This is a genomic window from Nonomuraea sp. NPDC051191 (genome assembly GCF_044455665.1).
Lineage (GTDB): Bacteria > Actinomycetota > Actinomycetes > Streptosporangiales > Streptosporangiaceae > Nonomuraea.
Genome location: NZ_JBITEZ010000011.1, coordinates 276986 through 298245 on the forward strand (window position 1 = coordinate 276986; position 21260 = coordinate 298245).

Annotated in this window: 20 protein-coding genes and 1 pseudogene; 14 read left to right on the plus strand and 7 right to left on the minus strand. The window is 73.6% G+C overall.

Annotation, left to right across the window (positions count from 1 at the left end):
• Positions 1 to 225: 225 nt before the first annotated feature.
• Complete coding sequence (locus ACIA8R_RS31260; RefSeq protein ID WP_397041649.1) at positions 226 to 1143, plus strand: alpha/beta fold hydrolase; 918 nt, start codon at positions 226 to 228, stop codon at positions 1141 to 1143.
• A 245-nt stretch (positions 1144 to 1388) separates the two neighbouring features.
• Positions 1389 to 1943 carry a dihydrofolate reductase family protein gene (locus ACIA8R_RS31265; protein ID WP_364092890.1) on the plus strand — a complete coding sequence of 185 codons (555 nt, stop codon included), beginning with the start codon at positions 1389 to 1391 and terminating at the stop codon, positions 1941 to 1943.
• Here the strand turns inward: ACIA8R_RS31265 and ACIA8R_RS31270 are convergent.
• Entirely contained in the window at positions 1928 to 2947 is a 1020-nt protein-coding gene (locus tag ACIA8R_RS31270) for a helix-turn-helix domain-containing protein (RefSeq protein WP_397041650.1), read from the minus strand. The genes ACIA8R_RS31265 and ACIA8R_RS31270 overlap by 16 nt on opposite strands.
• Positions 2948 to 3017: 70 nt before the next feature.
• On the opposite strand from ACIA8R_RS31270, the gene ACIA8R_RS31275 reads away from it, so the two are divergent.
• The 7 genes and pseudogenes from ACIA8R_RS31275 to ACIA8R_RS31305 all read left to right on the plus strand — a co-directional run bounded on the left by ACIA8R_RS31275 (position 3018) and on the right by ACIA8R_RS31305 (position 10658).
• Entirely contained in the window at positions 3018 to 3341 is a 324-nt protein-coding gene (locus tag ACIA8R_RS31275; RefSeq protein ID WP_357701699.1) for a cupin domain-containing protein, read from the plus strand.
• 154 nt (positions 3342 to 3495) lie between these two features.
• Positions 3496 to 6558, plus strand: a complete 3063-nt coding sequence (locus tag ACIA8R_RS31280) for a BTAD domain-containing putative transcriptional regulator (RefSeq protein WP_397041651.1) — start codon at positions 3496 to 3498, stop codon at positions 6556 to 6558.
• 210 nt (positions 6559 to 6768) lie between these two features.
• Positions 6769 to 6972, plus strand: a complete 204-nt coding sequence (locus ACIA8R_RS31285; RefSeq protein ID WP_357701696.1) for a hypothetical protein — start codon at positions 6769 to 6771, stop codon at positions 6970 to 6972.
• A 118-nt stretch (positions 6973 to 7090) separates the two neighbouring features.
• Positions 7091 to 7399 (plus strand): annotated as a pseudogene (locus ACIA8R_RS31290) (MauE/DoxX family redox-associated membrane protein); the annotation flags it as partial.
• Between the two features lie 220 nt (positions 7400 to 7619).
• Positions 7620 to 8159 (plus strand): TlpA disulfide reductase family protein, encoded by a 540-nt coding sequence (locus ACIA8R_RS31295; RefSeq protein ID WP_364092883.1) that lies wholly within the window; start codon positions 7620 to 7622, stop codon positions 8157 to 8159.
• Complete coding sequence (locus ACIA8R_RS31300; protein ID WP_397041652.1) at positions 8156 to 10006, plus strand: ABC transporter ATP-binding protein; 1851 nt, start codon at positions 8156 to 8158, stop codon at positions 10004 to 10006. The genes ACIA8R_RS31295 and ACIA8R_RS31300 overlap by 4 nt, the downstream gene beginning before the upstream one ends.
• Positions 10007 to 10022: 16 nt before the next feature.
• Positions 10023 to 10658 carry a S26 family signal peptidase gene (locus tag ACIA8R_RS31305; RefSeq protein WP_397041653.1) on the plus strand — a complete coding sequence of 212 codons (636 nt, stop codon included), beginning with the start codon at positions 10023 to 10025 and terminating at the stop codon, positions 10656 to 10658.
• On the opposite strand, the gene ACIA8R_RS31310 is transcribed toward ACIA8R_RS31305, so the two are convergent.
• The 5 genes from ACIA8R_RS31310 to ACIA8R_RS31330 form a co-directional block, all read right to left on the minus strand.
• On the minus strand, positions 10585 to 11574 hold the full coding sequence (locus tag ACIA8R_RS31310) for a hypothetical protein (RefSeq protein ID WP_397041654.1): 990 nt from the start codon (positions 11572 to 11574) through the stop codon (positions 10585 to 10587). The two genes, ACIA8R_RS31305 and ACIA8R_RS31310, sit on opposite strands and share 74 nt — an antisense overlap.
• Complete coding sequence (locus ACIA8R_RS31315; RefSeq protein ID WP_397041655.1) at positions 11574 to 12218, minus strand: hemerythrin domain-containing protein; 645 nt, start codon at positions 12216 to 12218, stop codon at positions 11574 to 11576. The genes ACIA8R_RS31310 and ACIA8R_RS31315 overlap by 1 nt, the downstream gene beginning before the upstream one ends.
• Before the next feature lie 45 nt (positions 12219 to 12263).
• Positions 12264 to 15587, minus strand: coding sequence for a BTAD domain-containing putative transcriptional regulator (locus ACIA8R_RS31320; RefSeq protein ID WP_397041656.1), 3324 nt, complete (start codon positions 15585 to 15587; stop codon positions 12264 to 12266).
• 94 nt (positions 15588 to 15681) lie between these two features.
• Positions 15682 to 16557 (minus strand): sigma-70 family RNA polymerase sigma factor, encoded by an 876-nt coding sequence (locus ACIA8R_RS31325; RefSeq protein WP_397041657.1) that lies wholly within the window; start codon positions 16555 to 16557, stop codon positions 15682 to 15684.
• Positions 16554 to 16946: a VOC family protein gene (locus ACIA8R_RS31330; protein WP_357701680.1), complete on the minus strand. Its 393-nt coding sequence runs from the start codon at positions 16944 to 16946 to the stop codon at positions 16554 to 16556. Before ACIA8R_RS31330 ends, ACIA8R_RS31325 begins: the two co-directional genes overlap by 4 nt.
• A 216-nt stretch (positions 16947 to 17162) precedes the next feature.
• On the opposite strand from ACIA8R_RS31330, the gene ACIA8R_RS31335 reads away from it, so the two are divergent.
• Complete coding sequence (locus ACIA8R_RS31335) at positions 17163 to 18305, plus strand: cellulose binding domain-containing protein (protein ID WP_397041658.1); 1143 nt, start codon at positions 17163 to 17165, stop codon at positions 18303 to 18305.
• A 125-nt stretch (positions 18306 to 18430) separates the two neighbouring features.
• Here the strand turns inward: ACIA8R_RS31335 and ACIA8R_RS31340 are convergent, their stop codons facing one another.
• A complete protein-coding gene (locus ACIA8R_RS31340) occupies positions 18431 to 19006 on the minus strand; it encodes a TetR/AcrR family transcriptional regulator (protein ID WP_397041659.1) in 576 nt (191 codons plus the stop codon).
• An 84-nt stretch (positions 19007 to 19090) separates the two neighbouring features.
• Between ACIA8R_RS31340 and ACIA8R_RS31345 the strand changes: the two genes are divergently transcribed.
• From ACIA8R_RS31345 to ACIA8R_RS31360, 4 genes are all read left to right on the plus strand, one after another.
• Positions 19091 to 19498, plus strand: coding sequence for a VOC family protein (locus ACIA8R_RS31345; protein ID WP_364092864.1), 408 nt, complete (start codon positions 19091 to 19093; stop codon positions 19496 to 19498).
• A gap of 64 nt (positions 19499 to 19562) precedes the next feature.
• Positions 19563 to 19916 (plus strand): hypothetical protein, encoded by a 354-nt coding sequence (locus ACIA8R_RS31350; RefSeq protein ID WP_357701672.1) that lies wholly within the window; start codon positions 19563 to 19565, stop codon positions 19914 to 19916.
• 70 nt (positions 19917 to 19986) lie between these two features.
• Positions 19987 to 20469 carry a hypothetical protein gene (locus ACIA8R_RS31355; protein WP_397041660.1) on the plus strand — a complete coding sequence of 161 codons (483 nt, stop codon included), beginning with the start codon at positions 19987 to 19989 and terminating at the stop codon, positions 20467 to 20469.
• 235 nt (positions 20470 to 20704) lie between these two features.
• Positions 20705 to 21058: a beta/gamma crystallin domain-containing protein gene (locus ACIA8R_RS31360; protein WP_397041661.1), complete on the plus strand. Its 354-nt coding sequence runs from the start codon at positions 20705 to 20707 to the stop codon at positions 21056 to 21058.
• Positions 21059 to 21260: the final 202 nt, after the last annotated feature.

Sequence of the window (21260 nt, forward strand, 5' to 3'; positions counted from 1 at the left end):
CGTGCGGTGGACACTCTCGGGTAGCTCGTACGGGGGACGGCGGCCCTTCCCGCGGGCCGTGCTTGTCCCCCGCGCGAGCTACCGGTGAATGTCCACCGTGCGGTGAAGATCCAGACACCGCCCGGTCCGTAGCGTTGCGGGCGCAGCCACGGCGTTCCGGTCGCGTTCTTCCGCTCGCGCCCGCCGTGCGCATCACCCCGGCGTCGACGCTCACTGGAGGACCTCGTGCTCGGCAAGATCAAGACACCCGTTGTGGCCGTGCTGTGCTGCGTGGGGCTCGGGGCGGGGGTCGCCGGTTGCGACGGCGACGCGATGGACAACTGGGACCCCTTCGCCCCCTCCTCACCGACCTCCGGGGCCGCTGCGATCTCCGGCACCGAGAAGATCACCGTGGCGGGCCGGTCGGTGAACGTGTCCTGTTCGGGCGAGCCGGCGAAGGACAGGCCGGTCGTCGTCCTGCTGCACGGCGGAGGCGACGGGCTGGACAAGATGGCCGCCCTGCAGAAGGCGCTGAGCGCGAAGAACCGGGTCTGCTCCTACGACCGGCTCGGCGCGGGCGCGAGCGACCAGCCGGACGGCCCGCAGGACTTCGCCGGCACCGGCCGGATCCTGACCGGGGTGCTCGACCGCGTCGCCGGTGACCATCCGGTCGTCCTGGCCGGTCACTCGCTGGGTGGCCTGATCGCCGCCAGGTACGCCCCCGACCACCAGGACCGGGTCAAGGGGCTGGTCCTGTTGGACGCCACCCCGCCCACCATGACGAACGACATCGAGAAGGCGATCCCCGAGACCGCCGAGGGCCCGGCGGGCGAGCTGCGCACGCAGAACCTGGCGATCTTCCAGGGGCGGAACCCGGAGAAGCTCGTCGTCGCCGACGGCGAGGTCCGCTCCGCCGGTGACATTCCCGTCGAGGTCGTCCGGCACGGCAAGCCGTACCTGGAGGCCCTGCCCGAGTACGGGCCGCGCCTGGAGCGGGCGTGGGCCGCGGGCCAGCGCAAGTGGCTCGCCCTGTCCAGCCGCGGCAGGCTCAGCACGGCCGCGGACAGCGGGCACTACATCTACGTCGACCAGCCCGACGTCGCCGCCCGGGCCATCGACCGCGTCACCGCGGAGGCCGCCCGTCAGGCGACGCAGGGCGGATGACCTGCGCGGCGCTCACGGCCCTCTCAGGTTCTGATACAAGACTGGATCATGACCGCAGTGTTCGTCAGGTTCGCGCCCGAGGATGTCGATGACCTGGTCGCGTTCCTCAGTCCCCTGGCAGGACGAGCCCGGCGCCTGACGGTTCCCGCCGGACAGGGCGGCATCCCAGGCACCCGGCCGCGATGAGTTTCGGCGCCCCGCCGAGTCCTCACCCCGGACGACCCCTACGACCAAGGAGGAGTTTCATGGGCCAGGTCTTCTACTGGATGAACACCTCGATCGACGGCTACATCACCGATTCCGACGGCGACATGGCTTTCATGGACCCGCCCGAGGACTTCCGCCAGGAGGCGAACGACCATGTCCGCCGGACCGGCGCGTTCCTGTTCGGGCGGCGGCTGTACGAGGCGATGGAACAGCCCTGGACGCAGGACCTCGGCGGCGACGGCGCCCCGGCCGTCGAGCGGGAGTTCGCCGAGCTCTACAGGAAGACGCCGCGGTACGTCTTCTCCGACACCCTCCAGACCGTGCGCGACGGGGTCACGATCGTCCGGCGCGAGGACGCCGCGTCCGTGGTGACGCGCCTGAAGCGGGAGATCGACGGCCCCCTCCAGCTCGGCGGCCCCGAGCTGGCCGTCTCCCTGTTGGACCTGGTCGACGAGTTCTGGATGTACGCGTTCCCGGTGATGGTCGGGGGCGGCAGGCCGTACCTGCCCGTGCGGGAGAACCTGCGGCTGCGCCTGGTCGAGCACCGTTCCCTGGCCTCGGGAGTCACGTTCCGGCGCTACGTGCGCCCCTGACGGGCGGCCGGTTCCGGCGGTGGCGTGCCGCCCGGCCGCGACGACGGGCCGTCCTCGTGGCCGCCGAAGGAGCGCCGGTAGGCGGCGGGCGTCGTGTGCACCAGGGAGTGGAAGCGTCTGCGGAGGTTGGCGGCCGAGGACAGGCCGACCTTGGCCGCGATCGCCTCCACCGGCAGATCGGTCTCCTCCAGCAGGGCGCGCGCCGCCGTGACGCGTTGCTGGAGCAGCCATCGTCCGGGGCTGACCCCGAGCTGTTCGGCGAACCTGCGGGCGAGGGTCCGCGGGGAGACCTTGGCCCGGGCGGCCAGGTCGTCGAGGGTGAGGGGCGCGTGCAGCCGTTCGCCGGCCCAGTCGAGGATCGGCGCCAGGGACTCCGGCAGGCGGTCGGCAGGGGGCACGGTGCTGTACTGCAGCTGGCCGCCCTCGCGGTGCGGCGGCATGACCATGTGGCGGGCGACGTGCGCGGCGTAGGCGGCGCCGTGGTCGGCTCGGGCCAGGTGCAGGCACAGGTCGATGCCCGCGGCGGTGCCGGCGCTGGTCGCGAGGTCGCCCAGGTCGATGTACAGCGTGTCAGGTTCGACCCGGACGTCGGGGAAACGGGCCGCGAGCTCGGCGGCGAGCCGCCAGTGGGTGGTCGCCCTGCGGTGATCCAGCAGCCCCGTCTCGGCGAGCAGGAAGGCGCCCGAGCAGATCGCGACGAGGCGGGCGCCTCGCCGGTGGGCCCGCCGGACCGCGTCGATCACCGCGGGCGGAGCCGGGTCGTCGCGCCGGTGCCAGCCGGGGATCACCACCGTGTCGGCGGCCTCCAGCGCCGACAGGCCCTCGCCGACCGCCATGTCGTATCCCGCCAGGGTCGGCACGACCCCCGGACGTTCGGCGCACACCTGGAACGCGTACCGGGACGGCAGGCCGGGACGGCGCACGCCGAAGACCTCGGCGGCGCACGCCAGCTCGAACGTGGACTGCGGCGGCAGGACCAGCGCGACCACTCGCTGAACACTCATGGCAAGAAAATACCCGCAGACGTCAATCCAGACACTGGGCGGGGGCCGCGTCCGCCGGGACGATGGCGTCATGACGCAAGAGACGAGTGACGTACAGATCCTGCATGTCGACGAGGTCGACCCCGTCGAGGTCGTTCCCGGGATCATCCGGCGGCGGCTGCCCGCCACCGAGTGGGCCCGCGGCTGGATGTACGACTTCGCCCCGGGGACCGAATGGCCCGAGGTGGACGTGCACGAGGGCGAGGAACGCTATTACGTGATCTCGGGCGAGTTCATCGACCGGGGGCGGCGGCTCGGACCGGGCAGCTACGTCGTGTTCGCGCCGGGCAGCACGCATCGCCCGCGTACGGAGACCGGCGCCCGCATGCTGGGCATCAGCATCCTCACCCGGTAACCGTCATTGAAAGTGAGACGTGCGCGCGTTTCCATCCGTACGCGAAAAGACAGAATAATCCTTGCGCCTCATGACGGGACGGGTAAAGCTCTTCGGGGCGAGCCGCCGCCGGATCGCTCTGGAACTCATTATCCTTCGGTGAGGGCAACGAGTAATGGAGAACCTGAGTGCCGAACTGCGTCTGCGACGTGAACAGGCCGGCCTGACCCAGCAGGAACTCGCCGCCCGGTCCGGGGTGAGCGTCGCCGTGATCCGCGACGTCGAGCAGGGCCGCACGCGCCGTCCGCGCGCCAAGACCCTGCGTCGCCTGTCGGACGTCCTTCCGCTGGTCACGTCCGGATCGGGCGATCCCCTCGGCGGTCCGGCGGCGTCGTCGGCGGTCTGGCTGCGCATACTGGGCCCGCTCGAAGCGCTGACGCACGGATCGTCGGCCGCGTTGGGCGGTGAGCGGCAGAGAGGCATTCTCGGACTGCTCGCGTTGTCCGCGAACCAGGTCGTGCCGATGGAATCCATCGCCGACGCATTATGGGGTGACGCGGCCGGCGACGGTCATGTACGAGCGGTGCACGGCCATGTCAGCAAGCTTCGCCGCACATTGCATCACGGGGCCCGGGACAAGAAACTCATCATTTGCCGTCAGCACGGTTATCAGCTGTCCGTGACGGACGGCGAGGTGGACGTCCTGGCGTTCCGGCGGCTGGTTCGCCAGGCGCGGGAACATCGCGACAGGGCCGAGCTCGACGCGGCCGCGGTGTCGTTCGGGCAGGCGATGGACCTGTGGCGGGACAGCCCGCTGCTGGACGTCCCGGCGCTGCACAACCATCCGAGGGTGTCCGCGTTGAGCGCCGAGCGGGTGACGGCCGCGCTGGAGTTCGCTGAGGTGGCCGACTCGCTCGGCCGGCACGAGCTCGTCCTGTCGCCGCTGCGTGCGATCACGCAGGTGGAACGGCTGCACGAACGGGCGCACGCGCGGCTGATGATCGCGCTGGCCGGCTGCGGCGAGCAGGCCGCCGCGCTGGAGGTGTTCAGCGGGATCAGCCGGCGACTGGTCGACGACCTGGGGGTGTCCCCGGGCCCGGAACTCGTGGACGCGCAGCTCCACGTGCTCCGGCAGGGAGTGGGCGACGCCGTGGAGCTCCGGACGGCGGAGCCGGGCACCGGCACGCCCGCCGCTCCTCGCGAGCTGCCCCCCGTGGTGCCGGGTTTCGTCGGGCGGTCGGGGCTGATCGACGCGCTCGTGCGCGACGTGGTCGGCAGGCGTCCGCAGCCGATCCTGATCTCCGGCTGTGGCGGCATCGGCAAGTCGGCGCTGGCGGTCAAGGTCGCCTGGCAGGCCGCCCGCCATTTTCCCGACGGGCAGTTCTACCTCAACCTGCACGGCTCGACGCCGGACCTCGAACCGCTGGAACCCCTGCGCTCCCTCGGCCGCCTGCTGCGGTCGCTCGGCGTGGACCGGGCCGCCGTCCCCACGGACGTGGACGAGGCCGCCGCCCAGTTCCGGTCCCGCACCGCCGGTCGCCGCATGCTGTTCGTCTTCGACAACGTGCTGGACGTCCGGCAGGTACGCGCGCTCCTCCCGGCGAGCCCGACCTGCGGCGTCATCGTGACCAGCCGCAGGACGCTCGCCGCGCTGGAGGGCCGCGTCCCGTACGAGCTGGAGGTGCTGCCCGAGGAGGACTGCCGCGCCCTGCTGACCCGCCACGCCACCGACCCCTCCACCGATCCCTCCACCGGCCCCTCCACCGGGCCGGACGACATCGAGGCCCAGAACGCCGTCGCCCGGCAGTGCGCCTACCTGCCGCTGGCGCTCTCGATCGCGGCCGCCCGGCTGTCGGTGCGGCCCGCGTGGACCTGGCGGACGCTGGCCGAGAGGCTGGCCGAGGAGGGGCGGCGGCTCACGGAGCTGGAGCTGGAGGACCGCGCGGTCAGGGCCAGTCTCATGGTCAGCTACCGGGATCTCGACCCGGCGCAGGCCCGCATGTTCCGGTGCATGAGCCTGCTCGGCGTCACCGAGCTCGGCGTGGACACCGCCGCCGCCCTCGCCGGCCTCCCGGTCCCGACCGCCGAGGACCTGCTCGACCAGCTCACCGAGGCGCATCTGGTGCAGACCGCCGCCCCCGGACGTTACTGCGTGCACGACCTGACCCGGCTCTTCGCCCGGGAGCTCGCCGCGGAGCACGACCCGCCGGAGGAGCGGCGACATGCCGTCCTGCGCGCGCTGCGCAGCCGGCTGGCCGTCGCCAGGGACGCGAGCAGCCAGGTGATCCCCGTCGCCGTGTGGCGTACGACGCTGGGGCCCGAGACGCCCGGCGCGGGGCCGGGCTTCCGCGACCGCCACGAGGTGTACGCGTGGGTCGACGCGGAGGCCGCGCAGCTTCCGGCGGTGCTGGGCAGCGCGGCGGCGCTGGGCGCCGACGACCTGGTCACGGCCCTGTCGGCGGCGCTGTTCTTCCCGCTGTACGAACGAGGGCGGTGGCGGGAGCTGTGGGAGGTCAGCGAGATGGGCGCCGCCGCGGCCGACCGCGTGGGCGACCCCCACCACCGGGCGGTCACCCACGGCGACCTCGGTTACGTGCTGGCCGACCTCGGCCGGCTGGACGAGGCGCTGGTCCACCTGAAGGTGTCACTCGCACAACACCGGCTGACCGGCAACCGCCGGGGAGAGGCCGCCCAGCTCGACCGCTTGGGGGTCGTCCACAGCAGGCTGGGCCGGTTCGCGGAGGCCGTCGGCCACTTCCGCCTCTCGGTCGACCTGGAGAGCGGCCAGGGCAACCGGTACGGCGAGGCGATCACGCTCACCAACCTCGGGCTCACCTACCTGCGCAGCGGCGACCCGGAGGCGGCCGTCACGGCCTTCTGCGACGCCCTGTCCGGCACCCGCGAGATCGAGGACCTGGTGGGTACGGCCATCGCGCTCGGCTACATCGCCGAGGCCAACCGGCGCATGGGCCGCCACCGGGAGTCGGAGCGCTACTTCCGGATGGCGCTGGACGCCGACCGCGCGGCCGACGACCTCGGCAGCTGCACGGAGGCCCGCCACTGGTGGGGCCTGGGCCTGGTGCACCGTGCGCTCGGGGCGGAGGATCGTGCCCGGGAGTGCCGGCGCAACGCCGTGACGATCCTGCACGACCTCCGGCTCATCAGCGCCGGCGAACGGTCCCGCATCGAGACCGGCGACGACCCGGGCACGCCGGACGTCATCCTCAGGAACCTGTGAGCGCGGCGGCCGTACTCCTTCCCGTACCGGGGGCCGCATTCGGCCGCAGGGCCGACGTCGTCGCAGGTCACCGCGCCTTTCGGGTGCGGGATTCCGCGCGCCGGCGGCCGCCACAAAATCGCAAGATTCGCCGTTCAGGATGGAGTGATCCATCGAGGAACGGCGAGCCCGGGCCTCGCTGACGACCAGTTGGTGAAGGAGAGCGGAACCATGATCGCGACGATCACGAGAATCAGCGACCGCCTGCTGGAGCGGGTCGTGCCCAAGGCCGAGGCGTCGGCGACCGCGGCCGGCTGCACCTGGCGGTACATGTGCTGCACCATGGGCGGCCAGGTCGTCTACGGCAAGAGGCTGTACGACCTCGTCCACGGCACGAACTGCTCCGCGTGCACGGTCATCTCCAGCTACTGCTAGCCGTTGAGCGCTTGTCCGCCCGGCCGGGCGGGCAAGCGCGTTTTGATCTCCGTATCGAGGAAATCTGGTGGAGTTTGTCGCTTATGGCGGCCAGTGTCTGATCGGTGTCGTCTTCGCGATGTCGGCACTGAGCAAGGTCCGCGGCCGCACGGCGTTCGCCGAGTTCGTCCGGGCGACCGGCGCCCTTCTCACCGCCCTGCTGGGGCACGGCACGGGACCGCGGACCGCCCGCCGGGCCGCGGTCGTGGTCGTCGTGGCCGAGTCGGCCGTCCCGGTGCTGATCGCCGCGCAGGTCCTTCATCCGCTCGCGTCCGTCGCGGGGTCGGCCGCCGCCGCCGTCCTGCTCGGCCTGTTCAGCGCGGCGATCGTCCGCGCCCTGCGTCGCGGCGTGCGCACGTCCTGCCGGTGCTTCGGGACGTCCCAGGCCCCCTTGGGACGACGCCATCTGGCCCGCAACCTCGGCCTCCTGGCGGTGGCCCTGACCTGCGGAGCCGCCCACCCGCAGGCATGGTCTCAACCGGCCGGCACGGCGGTCGCGGGCGGCGCGGGACTGGTGCTGGCCGTGCTCGTCAGCCGGCTGGACGACCTGGTCGAACTGTTCGTGTCCCCGGCGGCGAACGCCGGACCGGTGCCGAAAGGAGAACGTCATGTCGATGCTCGTCACCGGGATGATCCTGGTGGGGGCGCTGTGCCTCTTCGACCTGGTGCTGACGCTGGGAGTGGTCAGACGGCTGCGGGAGCACACCGACCAGCTCCAGAGCCTCCTGTCCCACGGTGACCGTTCGCCGGGGAGGGTCCGCGGGAGCGTCGGCGACTTCCTGGCCACCACCGTCGACGGCGAGCCGGTCTCCCGCGACCTGCTGACGGGCGAGACCCTGGTCGCCTTCTTCAGCCCCGGCTGCACGACGTGCCGGGAGACGCTGCCGGAGTTCGTCGAGTTCGCCCGCGGCCTGCCGGGCGGGCGGCGGCAGGTCCTCGCCGTCCTCGCCGGTGACCGGGAGGACAGCGACGAGATGGTCCGCACGCTCACTCCGGTGGCCCGCGTGGCCGTGGAGGAGTTCGACGGCGAGCTCAGCCGGGCCTTCGCGGTCGACGGGTTCCCCGCGCACTACGTCGTCGACAGCACCGGCGCGCTGCTCGCCACCGCGCCCGACGTCGCCCTGCTGCGGGCCACGAGGGCTGCGTGAGCCGGGAGCCCCGGACATCCCCCGGCGCGTTCGCGGCCACCGCGACGCGCGCCGTGGCGCTGACGTTCCGTTCGGCGCCCCTGCACGGCCTGGCGTACCTGGTGTGCACGGCGGCGGTCGCGGTGGTCCCGATCGCGGTGGCCTGGCTGACGAAGACCGTCCTGGACCGGTTGACGTCCGCGCCGGGCTCGCCGTCCGGGCTGGTGGGGCCCGCGGTCGGGCTGGCGGCGGCGGGGGTCGCGCTCGGGGTCGTGCCGCGCGTCGCCCAGTACCTGCGGGCCGAGATGGAGCGCAGGGCCGCCCTCCGGGCGCACGACGAGCTGTTCGCGGCGGTCGAACGGGTGGCGGGGGTGGCCAGGTTCGAGGATCCGCACTTCCAGGACCGGCTCCGGCTGGCCCAGCAGAGCGCGTCCGCGCCGGCCAGGACCGCCGACGCGGTGTTCGAGGTGGTACGCGGGGCGCTCACCCTGGGCGGGTTCCTCGGCTCGCTGACCGTGATCAGCGCGAAGTTCACCGTCGTCGTGCTGGCCGCCGCCGTCCCCACGGTGGTCCTGGAGCTGCAGCTGTCCCGGCGGCGCGCTGCGATGATGTGGCGGATCGGCCCGATGGAACGGCGGCAGATGTTGTACGGCGACCTGCTGGCCAGCGCGGCGGCGGCCAAGGAGATCCGGCTGTTCGGCCTCGGCGCCTATCTCCGCGGCCGGCTGGTCGCCGAGCGGCGCGCCGCCGACGACGCCCGGCGGCGGACGGACCGGCGGGAGGTCGTCGTCCAGGGGGCGCTGGCGGCGCTGTCGGCGGTCATCGCCGGTGGCGGCCTGGTGTGGGTCGTCGTCGCGGCCGGGCGGGGGCAGGTCACGGTGGGTGACGTGTCGATGTTCGTGGCCGTCGTCGCCGGACTGCAGGGGGCGCTCGGCGGGCTGATCACGTCGATGGCCGGGGCGCACCACCAGGTGCTCCTGTTCGGCCACTACGTCGCGGTGGTCGACGCCGGGCCGGACCTGCCCGCGCCGGACGATCCGGCGCCGCTGCCCGCGCTTCGCCACGGCATCGAACTGCGCGACGTCTGGTTCCGCTACAACGACGACCATCCGTGGGCGCTGCGCGGCGTCACCCTCTTCCTCCCCCATGGTGCCTCGACGGCACTGGTCGGCCACAACGGCGCGGGCAAGAGCACGCTGGTCAAGCTGCTGTGCCGGTTCTACGACCCCACCCGGGGGGCGATCCTCTGGGACGGGGTGGACCTGCGCGACGTGCCCGTGGAGGAGTTGCGCCGCCGCGTCGGCGCGGTGCTCCAGGACTTCATGACCTACGACTTCAGCGCGGCCGACAACATCGCCATGGGCGACCTGACGGCGCTCGGCGACCTGGAACGCATCCGCGGCGCGGCCGTCCGGGCCGGGATCGACGGCACCCTGTCCCGCCTGCCCCAGGGCTACGGGACGCTGCTGACCCGGCTGTTCTTCGCCGACGACGAGGCCGACGACCCCGGGAACGGGGTGATGCTGTCCGGCGGCCAGTGGCAGCGGGTGGCGCTCGCGCGGGCCTTCCTCCGCGAGGACCGGGACCTGATGATCCTCGACGAGCCGAACGCGGGCCTGGACCCCGAGGCCGAGCACGAGGTGCACGAGCGGCTGCGGAGGATGCGCGACGGCCGCAGCAGCCTGCTCATCTCCCACCGCCTCAGCACGATCCGGGACGCCGACCTCATCGTCGTCCTGTCCGGCGGGCTGGTCGTCGAGCAGGGGCGGCACGCCGACCTGCTCGCCGCCCAGAGCACGTACGCCCGGCTGTTCACCGTTCAGGCGGCCGGTTACGCCGAGGAGCCGGTGGAGCCGGTGACGCGATGAGTGGAGGGGAACGCCGTTGAGACCCGCCTTCGCCCTGCTGACGGCGGTGGGGTGTGTGCTCGGGGCGTCGGCCGCGGTCGCCGTCCGGCTGCGCCGTCGCTACCTCGTCATCACGGTGGCCGGCGTGAGCATGGAACCGGCCTACCGCGACGGCGACCGGGTGCTGGTCCGGCGGGCGTCCCTGGACGCGGTCCGGCGCGGCCAGGTGGTGCTGCTCGCCGGCAGCCTCACGGAGATGTGGCCGGAGATGGCGGCCGAGGCCGCACTCACCACCGACCCCCGCGCGCCGTCGGGCCGATCCGTGAACGGCCGGGAGCCGTCCGGCAGGCCCGTCGCGGCGCGGGAGCCCGTGGACGAGCCGTTCCGGGTGGTCAAGCGCGTGACCGCCGTGCCCGGCGACCCGGTCCCCCATGAGGTCGCCTCCTTGCCGGACGCTCCCGGCCGGGTCGTGCCCGACGGATGCCTGGTCGTGCTCGGCGACAACGCCGCCGCCTCACGCGACTCGCGGCACTTCGGCTACGTACCGGCGGACTGGCTGCTCGGCGTGGTGGTCCGGCGCATCGCCCCGGCGCCCGGCGTCAGGCACGAGGACGGCGGACGCGCGGCACGGGCTGGCCACGCCGGGCCGCCTCGGCCGCCAGCCGCTTCCTGAGCAGCCTGCCCTGGCCGAGGAACGAGCGGCCGCGCTCGCGGCGGTCGCCCGGCAGGCTCCAGTCGTTCAGCGCCCGCTCTACCCGCACGCTCAGCCGGTCGCCCGCTCCGGCCGCGCTCCCGACCAGCACCACGTTCTCCTGCCACTCCATGGCCGGGCCGTGCCGGTGGAAGGTCAGGCACACCGGCCCGTCGGCCGCCTGGACGCCTGCGGGCAGCCGCAGGTCGAAGCCGTCCCCGGTCCGTAGGGCCGATCGGGTGCGCACGGCCAGCGGCATGCCGTCGGCGACCATGGTGACGACGGGCCCGCCCAGGCGGGCGGCACGGTCGGCGAAGGGCCGCCAGTCCACCGGCGGCGCGGACCGGCTCGGCAGCCGGGGGCCCGTGGGGGCCGGGTCGGAGGCGGGCGCCACGACCCGCGCCGGGCTCGTCCAGACGTCGGGCGTCCTGGACAGGTCGCCGTCGGGCCACCGGACGATCCGCTCGGGGGTCACCTCCACCCAGATGCGGGCGAAGTACCATCCCAGCCGCTTCACCACGAACCACGGCATCCCGGCGAACCCTGCGCCGGTCTTGGCCATCGACTCGCGGACGTACCGGTCGGTGCCGGCCTGCAGGTCCGCGTCGCGTACGGTCGCCCGGCCCTGCACGAGGACGACGGGCGCCCGGTCCGGGCCGCCGTCCCCGGAGCAGAGCAGCGCGACGCGCGGGTCACGGCGGGCGCGCTCGGCCTTGTCCGGGTAGGTGAGCCCGGTGCTCACGTCGAACGTGCCGCCCGCGCCGACGTACGGCGTGACGGGCCAGGTGACGGGCCGGCCGTCGCGGGTGAGCGAGGCGTACTCGCAGACCAGGGCGCGGTCGAAGATCTCGGCCACCTCGTACGCGGCCGGTGCGGATGTCGGTACGGACGCGGTCATCACGGCTCCAGGATCGTGATCGCGGGGACGGGGGCGGCGTACAGGCGGGCGAAGCGCCGCCGGTAGGCCGGCCACCAGAACAGGCGGAACATCAGCCGGGCCACCACCGGCAGGTCGGCGTACGACGCCGCGAGCAGGCCGGCGTCCGCGCTGGAGGCGAGCCAGCCGAGGATGACGGGGACCCGGCGGCGGCCGAAGTCGTCCATCGCCCGGCGTCTGTCGGCCTCGACGTCGGCGGGGGTGAGGTGGCCGAGCATGAGCGGCACGGCGGTCCGCTCCTCGTGGTCGAGGTGCTCGTTGACGAGCTCGTGCAGCCGCCGCAGCGTGGGCGCGCGCTCGGCCAGGGGCGTCCGGCGGTCGGCGGCGGCCTCGATGAGCGGGTCGAGCAGGGAGTGCTCGGACTCCAGCTCGGCCAGCGCGTGCGCCGCCTCCGGGGCGCGGCCGGCGAGCTTGGGCCACAGGGTGGCGTCCTCGTGCGAGTGGTGGGCGTGCAGCATGTCGAGCACGAGCGCGAGCTGCTCCTCCAGCAGCTCCTCGTGCGCGTCGTCACGCGGGTCGCCGCACGCCTCGGCCAGGCGGCCGAACTCGGCGCGGAAACCGGCGTGCATCATCAGGAAGCCGGTCAGGTGTTCTGGTGTGATCATCAGTCTGTTCCCTCACGTGTCGGGAACAGAGTGCGCGGCCCGTCTCTATGTGCACTTGTCGAGGGCTTGGCGGGCCCTTGTCAGCCAGTAGGCCGCGCCCGCCCGTTCCAGCAGGCGCACCGCCGCCCGCAGGTGGGCGCGTGCCCCGTCGCGGTCGCCGAGCGCCAGCAGCGCCTCCCCCAGGTGGCCGTCGTACGCGCCGTCCACCGTGGTGCAGGTGCCGTTCACGTGCAGCAGCCCGGCGAAGGGGCGGAAGGCGTCGTAGACCTCCCGCACGACGTCCGCCTCGCCGAGCCGGATCGCCGCGTGCAGCCGGCACATGGTGGCCATCGCCCAGTGGTAGTCGCGCGGCGGCGCAGGCGTCTCGCGCAGGAGCCGGCGGGCGCGTTCGTGCTCGCCGAGGTCCGCGAGCCCGCTCGCCAGGGCGTAGGCGGGCCCCGCCAGGCCGGTGCGCCGGGCCGCCTCCTCGATCCAGGCCACCTCCTCACCGAGGCGGTCCTGCTGGATGAACGTCTCGGCCCGTTCGGCGAGCATGGACACCTCGAAGTAGGCGAGGTCGGCGAACGACAGCGTGGCCCTGACGGGCTCGACGTGCCGGGCCGGTTCGGGCACGCCCTGGAACAGGTCGAGCCCCACGTGCGCCACCGCCGCCTGCAACGCCAGCGTGGGATTGTGCAGCTCGCGCAGCGGCGTGCCGAGCTCCGCCAGCAGCTCCCGGGCCTGCGCGACGCTGCCGTGCACCGTGAGATGGACGACGAGGTGGAGCTGGGCGATCACTCTGAGCTGGGCCGACAGGTCCGGCTCCGCCAGCAGCCGCCGGGCGGTCCCGGCACGTTCCTCGATGAAGTCCTGTCCCTGCATGGCGACCAGCCGCAGGTGGAGCACGCGCCGCAGCAGCTCCCGGTCGCCCAGCCGCTCGGCCGCCGCCACGGCCGCCGACGACACCGCGCCGACCTCGTCCTCGCGACCGGTCTGCGCGAGCACGACGGCCCGTACGGCCTGCGCCGTCGCCCAGGCCGGCGAGGACGGCGGCAGCTCGCGCACGGCCCGGTCCGCCGCCTCCCGCAGGGCGGCCACGTCCAGGCCGTACCGGAAGGGCACCCAGACGCCGTGGCCCATCGCGATGTCGGCGGCCCTGACGGCCCGGTCCAGGTCGTCGCCTGCCATGGCGAGCGCCTGCTCGACCGCCTCGTAGCCCTCGTCGTACCGGCCGGCGGCATAACGGCTCTCCGCCAGCCCGACGGCCAGCTCGAACCGCTCGCCCGCGCCGGCCCCGGCGGGCTCGGCCGCCGCCAGCGCCTCCTGCCAGGACACGGCCGCGTCGTCGGGCGCGTGCCGCCGCAGGGCCGCCCGCGCGGCGCGGGCGGCGTAGTCCATCGCCATGCGGGCGGGCTCGGCCCCCAGCTCCGCCGCCGCCAGCCAGTGCCGCGCGATCACCGCCGCGCGGTCGTCCCGGTCCCCGTGCAGCTGGGTCAGGACGCTCGCGACCTGCTCGTGCACCCGCGCCCGCCACAGCCGCGACCGGCGCGACGACAAGGCGTCGGTCACCAGGGCGTGCGCGAACTCGTAGCCGCCCAGCCGGTAGGACGACTCCCGGATCAGCCCGGCGGAGAGCGCCGCGTCGAGCGCCGGCAGCAGGTCGCCGACCGTGCCGCCGGCGACCCGGGCCAGGACGACCGCCTCGAACTCGTCGCCCATCACGGCGGCGAGCTCCAGCACGCGGGCCGCCTCCTCCCCCAGGCCCGCCACCCGGTGCAGCACGACGTCCAGCACGCCTCGGGGCAGCTCCTCGCCCGCGCGGGCCAGCTCGGCGAGGAAGAACGGGTTCCCGGCGGTACGCCGGCGCAGCTCCTCGGCCCCGCCGCTGCCCGGGTCGCGGCCGGACAGCTCCCGGACCAGCGTGCGCACCTCGTCGGCGGCGAGCCCGTCCAGACCGAGCCGGCGCGCGCCGAGCCGCGACAGCGCCGACAGCGTGGCGGTGAGGGCCGACGCCTCGTGCCGCCGGAAGGTCGCCACCACCAGCAGGCCCGGCCGGGCGGTGGAGGCCACGTGGACCAGCAGCCGCAGCGTCGCGTCGTCGGCCGCGTGGACGTCCTCCAGCACGACGACCGCCGGGCCGACGGCGGCCAGGAACGTGCCGACCGCCTCGAAGAACCGCAGCCGCGCCCCCTGCGCGTCGGACGCCGGGACGGCCGCCGGCCCGCCCGACAGGAACGTGCCGACCTCGGCGGGCAGGGCGGCCCGCGGGGCCGCGGCGGCGAGGTCGCGCAGGACCCGTTCCCACGGCCACAGCGCGGGCGCGGTCTCGTGGTCGGGGCTCGCCCCCCATCCGACGGGCACGTCGGCGGTCGCGCGGAAGCGCTTCAGCAGGCTCGTCTTGCCGACGCCCGGCTCGCCGTCCACCAGGACGACCTGCCCGGCGGCGGACGACGCCTTCGCCGCCTCGGCCAGGAGCTCCAGCGCGCCCTGCCTGCCGACGAAGGGCGGCCGGTCCGCGGGAGGCTCGGGGGTCCCGGCCGTCCGTGCCCGCGGTCGCTGCGGGGAAGACGGGGAAGACGGGGTGGCGGGGCGGTCCGGCGCGAGCGGGGTGGCGGGGCGGTCCGGCGCGAGCAGTGCGGCGTCCTGGCGCAGCACCGCGCCTTCGAGGTCGCGCAGCCGCGGCCCCGGGTCGATGCCCAGCTCCCCGGCGAGCACCTGCCGCACCCTGCGCAGGCACGCGAGGGCCGCCGCCTGCCGGCCCGCCCGGTAGTGGGCCAGCACCAGCAGTTCCCAGGCCCGCTCGCGCAGCGCGTGCTCGCGGACGAACGGGTCCAGCCGCGCGACCACGTCCGTGTGGCGGCCCAGTTCCAGCAGGGCGGCGGCCAGCCCTTCCACGGCGTCCAGGCGTACCTGTTCCAGACGGGCGATCTCGGGCTGCGCCCACTCCAGCGCGCGCACGTCCGCGTACGGGTCGCCCCGCCACAGGTCGAGCGCCTCGGTGAGGGCGTCCGCCGCCTGCTCGTGCCGTCCGCCGGCCAGGTGGCCGGACCCGGCCGACACGAGCGTCCCGAAGTCGGCGGTGTCGAGGGCGAGGCCGGCGGTCATCAGGCCGTACCCGTCGGCGGCGCTCACCAGGACGGCCGGGGTCGTGCCCGGCCGCCGGTCGGGCTCCAGGCGGCGGCGCAGGTTGGAGACGTACACCTGGAGGCTCGCCTGGGCGCTCGGCGGCGGGTCGCCGGACCACAGCCGGTCGGCCAGGAGGTCGGCGGGGAGCACGCGGCCGGCGTGCATGACGAGGAGGGCCAGCAGGGCTCGCTGCTTCGGCGGTCCGACCGGTACGGCCTGCCCGGCCACGACGAGTTCCATGGGCCCGAGGACGTTCAGCCGCACGCGCCCATGGTAGGGGCCGCCGTTGAACCGGTCCAGATGCCGCATTTCCCACACCGCCCGGCCCGCCCAGACCGGCTTGCCGGGCGGACCCGGCTCAGGCCGGGGCGGGCAGGTCGATCGCGGCGAGCCTGGCCGGGTCGGAGACGATGTGGATGCGGGAGATCCGGCCACCGGTGACGACGAAGGCGATGACGGACAGCGGGGTTCCGTCGGCGCGCCAGGACATGTGCCCGGGGATGCCGTTGACCAGCACGGGCCGCTGGACGGCGACCTCGCCGCCGAACCTGCGGGCGCCGGTCGCGACCGCCGTGGCGCCGAGGGTGACGACCATGCCGCCGGGGGTGTCGACGGTCAGCTTCACGTCCGGGTCGAGGACGCGCAGCAGCGCCTCGAAGTCGCCGCCGAGCGCGGCGGCGCGGAACGCCCGGACGGCCTCCCGATGCTCCCGGCCGGAGCTCACGGGCCGGTCCGTGGCCCGTACCTTGCGGCGGGCGCGGGCGGCGGCCGTCTTGGCGGCGTCGGCCGACCTGCCGAGGATCTGGCCGATCTCCTGGAACGGCACCGCGAACAGATCGTGCAGGACGAACGCCAGCCGCTCGCCCGGGGAGAGCGAGTCGAGCACGACGAAGAGGGCCAGTCCGACCGAATCGGCCAGCACCACCTGCTCGTCCGGCGCGGGTTCGTCGGCGGGCGTCACCACGAGGTCCGCGAACTCCTGCCCGTAGGCCGTCTCGGGGTGGGCCCGGCGGGATCTCAGGAGGTCCAGGCTGATGCGGCCGACCACGGTGGTCAGCCAGGCCGCCAGGTTGTCGATGGCCGCCTCGTCCTGGCGGACCAGGCGCATCCAGGCTTCCTGGACCACGTCCTCGGCGTCGGCGTGCGAGCCCAGCACGCGGTACGCGACGGCGCGCAGCCGGTCGCGCTGGGCCTCGAACGCCTCGGTCAGCAGGCCGGACGGGTGGACGTTCACGGCTTCCGCTGCTGCCGGAGCGAGACCCGGTTGCCGTCCGGGTCCACCGCCTCGACGCGCACGCCGAACGGGTAGTCCACGGGTTCCGGCTCCTCGAAGGTGACACCGCGCCGGCGCATGATCTCGAAATCCTTGCGCAGGTCGTCGGATTCCAGGATCAGCGGGCCGGGCGAGCCGTTGCGGTCCGCGCCGCCCGGTTGTCCGGCGGAGTCGGCGTGCGGCCACAGGAGGATCTGCACCGGGCTGCCGGGGACGCCCACGGTGAGGAATCGCCCGCCGGGCGCGGGGGCGTCGATGCGCTTCTCCAGGCCGAGGCCCTCGGTGTAGAACTCCAGCGCGCGGTCCTGGTCGGTGACGTAGACCGTCGTGTACATGATGGTGGTCAGCATCCTGCTCTCGTTTCACTCGTCGGTGCGACGACCGTTCGTTCTCGGTCGTCACCCCCATGACGAGCGCCGGCGGGAAAAGGTAACACGGCTGGTCCGTCCCGAGTCGCCGGCCCGGCGCAGTCACGGCTTTACGCGGGGGGAAAACTCGTTCACGATCACTGCGAGGGGGTGCCGGCTCGATCAGAAGGGAGCCCCATGCGGCTCTGCAGACGGTCCTTGGGAGCGATTGGCCTCACCCTCGGATTCCTCACTCTGGCGTTGTTCCTCGCCGTGCCGGCGATCGGCCCGACCGGGGGGACGGCGCTGGCCTCCGTCCCGAAGGCGAAGGGCGTCCCTGTGGCGCAGGGCGTTGCGGCGAAGGGGGTCGCGGTGTCCACCGACGCGCCGCCGACCCGTCCCGGCGGGCTGCGGCCCTGTCCGGTGCCGTTCGCCGCCAACCCCACCGGTTACGCCTCCATCTGCTGGTCTGCCTCCTCGGACGACACGGGGATCGCCGGCTACGACCTGTACCGCCTGGACCCGGGCGGCTTCGTCCTCGCCAACACCACGACCAGCACCGTCGGCGGCTTCTCCGGCGAGCTGAACCACCTGTACACGATGTACGTCGTGGCCAGGGACCTGGCGGGGCACCTCAGCCCGCCCTCCGCCCTGATCACCGTCCCGGCGACGCTCGGGATGACCCCGACCACCTCGCCGACCCCGCTGCCGGGCGACCACGTGCCGCCGTCCAAGCCGTCCGGGCTGCGTGACGCCTGCCTTCAGGACTATCCGGGCGTCACGTTCTGCTGGCAGCCGTCGAGCGACAACGTGGCGGTGACGGCGTACGACGTGTACCGCGAGACCGCGACGGCGTACGACAAGGTCGGCACGGTCCTGCCGCCGAGCCTGGACTTCGCCGAACCCGGCCTGGTCGTCGGGCAGCGTTACACCTACGTCGTGGTCGCCGAGGACGCCGCCGACAACCTCAGCGTGCCGTCGGACCCGTTGTCCGCGCTGGCCAGGGAGGGTCTTCCGTCGCCGAGCCCGTCGACCGGGCCGGCGTGCACGGTGACGTACCGCGCGATGACGGCCGGGCCTCGCCTGGACGCCGAGATCGTCGTGCGCAACACCGGCACGGCCGCGGTCGACGGGTGGACGCTGACGGTCGACTACCCGGCGGCGGCCGCCGTGCGCCTCGTCTCGGGCTGGTCCGCGAACTGGACCCAGGCCGGTACGGGGGTGGCCGCCGCGAACAAGCCGTGGAACAAGGTCATCGCCGTCGGGTCGGCGACCCAGGTCGGGTTCACCGCGGCGTTCAGCGGGGCGCCGCCTTCGCCGGTGAGCTTCGCCCTCAACGGGAAGACCTGCGCCACCGGCTGACCTACGCCCGGCTTCGGGGCTGCACGTCGGGGCCGATCACGACGGTCAGCCCCGACGCTGCTCGCCGGGGCCCCAGCGAGCGTGCGCCCGCGGTGACGGGGGGCCGTGTCATCGTCGGCCGCAGCTCACGCTCGTAGTGCGTCGAGGAGGCGGGACAGGGCCGCCTGGGTGTCGGCCAGGTCGTCGGGGGCGGACTGCGCCAGCCAGAGCGCGGCCTCGTTCATCGCCCCCGACAGCAGGCGGGCCAGCGGCGCGACCGGCTGGGCGGGGATGGAGCCGTCCGCGACGAGGGCGGCCAGCGCCTCGGTCAGATGCCGGACACTGGTGGCCTCGTCGATCGCGCGCCACTCGTTCCAGCCGAGCACCGCCGGGCCGTCGATCAGCATGATCCGCTGCACCTCGGGGTCGGCGCCGGCCGCGACGAACGCCGCGCACCCCGCCTTGAGCTGCGCCCACGGATCGCCCTCGGCCTCGGCCGCCGCGGCCACCCGGTCGGCCACCTCGCGCTGCACCTGTTCCAGCACGGCCCGGAAGAGCTCGGGCTTGCCGCTGAAGTGATGGTAGAGAGCGCCCTTGGTGACGCCGGACTCACCGACGATCTCCGCCAGGCCCACCCCGGCATAGCCCTTGGTCGCGAACAGGCGTCTTGCCGTGATGAGCAACGTACGCCGCGTGCGTTCCTTCTGCTCCGTCCTGGTCACTGCGTCCCCTTTGACATACCGACGGTATCCCAACTAGCGTACACCCACATACCGTTGGTACGTGAAACTTGGAAGGAGCAGCGCATGGAACTGAGCAGCGTGTATCCGGTGGTGTGCACGGCCGATCTCGCCGCGTCGAAGGACTTCTACGTCCGGCTGTTCGGATACGAGGTGACCTTCGAGGCCGACTGGTACGTGAGCCTGCGCCGCGGGCCGTACGAGCTCGCCCTGCTCGACCACCGGCACCCGACGCTGCCCGCCGCCTACCGCCGGCCGGTCGCGGGACTGCTGATCAACTTCGAGGTCGCGGACGTCGACGCCGAATGGGAGCGGCTGGTCGTGCGCGAAGGGCTGGCCCCGGAGCTGACGTTGCGCGACGAGGACTTCGGCCAGCGGCACTTCATCGTCGCCGACCCCAACGGCGTCCTCGTGGACGTGATCACGCCGATCCCGCCCTCAGGCGAGTACGCGTCCCAGTACGCGCCCGCCTGAGTTCGGCCCGGCGGGACTCGGGCTGGACCCGTCGCGCTCATGGGGAAATCATGGGAGGGTGCGCATGGCCTTCGCCCATGAGGCGACGATCGACATGGAGGCGCACGGTGACGTGCGCGCCCCCGGCGCGGCGATCACCGTGGCCCTGTGCGGACACTGGGAGCACGAGCCGCCCTGCCCGATCGCCCCGCACCACACGACCGCCGAGCGCCGGGACGGCGCCGTCCACCTGCGCGTCCTGTTCGCGGCCGACGCGGAGGCGGCGGACGAGGTCCGGGCCCGCATCGACGCCGCGCTCGCCCGAGGGGCGCTGGAGGGCCCCGACGGGGTCACGACCCGATGGCGGCTCCTGGACACCCGCCCCGGACGCCCGCACGCCGAGGAACTGCCGCACGCCGAACGTCTCCGGAACAGCTGAATTCCACCGAATCCCGGCGGCCCGAACCAGTACGCCGACCACGTTTTCCCGCGTCAGTGAAGGAGCCCCGATGACCACCGATCCGCCGATGGCCACCGATCCGACGATGGCCCGGATCGGCCAGGGGGTGGAGTTGCACCACCAGCAGGGGCAACCCGAGGCCGCCCGCGACTTGTTCGCGCAGATCTGGGACGACATCGGCGGCGAACAGGGCGACCCGCTGCACGTCTGCGTCCTGGCCCACTCGATGGCCGACGTGCAGGACGACGTGCGTCAGGAGCTGATGTGGGACCTGCGGGCGCTCGCCGCCGCCGACCGGGTCACCGACGAGCAGGTGGCACAGGCCGGGGTGGCGCTTCCGGTGGCGGGGCTGTACCCGTCGTTGCACCTGAACCTGGGCGAGTGCTATCGCAGGCTGGGCGAGCTCGACCGCGCCCGTGGGCACCTGCGGCAGGCCCGGGCGCGGATCGACATGCTCGGCGACGACGGGTACGGGCGACTCGTCAGGGGCGGCCTGGACCGGCTGGCCGGATTGCTGGGCGAGCCCGCCTGAGCGGCCGATCCCGACACAACGGCTTTCTCGCCACCATTTTCCATCGCATTCAACGCCATTTCCGGCGAATATCGAGCACCCGCAATACTGGCTGAAATTCTCGACTGCGCGACGAACAGAGAATTGCGTTCTGCGGGAGTGTGAAAAGGAGTCCGAGCGGCGATATCACTTTGAGTCATCGGACAGTGCCGCTCTGTCACGAAGGAGCGCACCGGTCTCCGCAGGAGGAGAGTCTTTGATCTCGAAGAGCAAGAAGAACGTCCGTTCCGTGGCCGTGGCGCTCGCCGCGGCCACCGCCTTCACCGCCACCATCCCGATCAGTCCGGCCTTCGCCATCGACCACGTCCAGTGCGTCGGCGGGGAGAACTTCCTGAAGATCTGGTCCCACCTCAACGGCCGCGACAGCGTCGACTGCTACGCCAACCGCGGAAGGACCGACTTCGGCGGATGGTGGGTCGACCGGATCTCCACCGGCAACAACGACCTGATCTACTACGACGCCAACGGCGACTCGGTGAAGATCGAACGCTGGCATGACATCAGCTTCCCCAACCGCCCCCCGAAGGTCACCTCCATCGAGATCCTGTGACGGGCTGACGTGCCGCGGCGTCGGCTCGGCGAGCGGGCCTGGCCCAGCGGGGCCGTGACCACCGCCGCCCACCGCCGCCAACCTCGACGGGCGGCGTGACGCAGCCGTGGGGGGGGGGGGGGGGGGGGGGGGGGGGGGGGGGGGGGGGGGGGGGGGGGGGGGGGGGGGGGGCGCCCGCGCGCCGCAGCAGAGGGGGGGGCGC

Coding starts and splice junctions, on each gene's coding strand:
- ACIA8R_RS31330 (WP_357701680.1), bottom strand. CDS start 16,946: ATGCTGACCACCATCATGTACACGACGGTCTACGTCACCGACCAGGAC.
- ACIA8R_RS31355 (WP_397041660.1), top strand. CDS start 19,987: ATGACCACCGATCCGCCGATGGCCACCGATCCGACGATGGCCCGGATC.
- ACIA8R_RS31315 (WP_397041655.1), bottom strand. CDS start 12,218: ATGATCACACCAGAACACCTGACCGGCTTCCTGATGATGCACGCCGGT.
- ACIA8R_RS31310 (WP_397041654.1), bottom strand. CDS start 11,574: ATGACCGCGTCCGTACCGACATCCGCACCGGCCGCGTACGAGGTGGCC.
- ACIA8R_RS31295 (WP_364092883.1), top strand. CDS start 7,620: ATGTCGATGCTCGTCACCGGGATGATCCTGGTGGGGGCGCTGTGCCTC.
- ACIA8R_RS31285 (WP_357701696.1), top strand. CDS start 6,769: ATGATCGCGACGATCACGAGAATCAGCGACCGCCTGCTGGAGCGGGTC.
- ACIA8R_RS31350 (WP_357701672.1), top strand. CDS start 19,563: ATGGCCTTCGCCCATGAGGCGACGATCGACATGGAGGCGCACGGTGAC.
- ACIA8R_RS31275 (WP_357701699.1), top strand. CDS start 3,018: ATGACGCAAGAGACGAGTGACGTACAGATCCTGCATGTCGACGAGGTC.
- ACIA8R_RS31280 (WP_397041651.1), top strand. CDS start 3,496: ATGGAGAACCTGAGTGCCGAACTGCGTCTGCGACGTGAACAGGCCGGC.
- ACIA8R_RS31270 (WP_397041650.1), bottom strand. CDS start 2,947: ATGAGTGTTCAGCGAGTGGTCGCGCTGGTCCTGCCGCCGCAGTCCACG.
- ACIA8R_RS31345 (WP_364092864.1), top strand. CDS start 19,091: ATGGAACTGAGCAGCGTGTATCCGGTGGTGTGCACGGCCGATCTCGCC.
- ACIA8R_RS31265 (WP_364092890.1), top strand. CDS start 1,389: ATGGGCCAGGTCTTCTACTGGATGAACACCTCGATCGACGGCTACATC.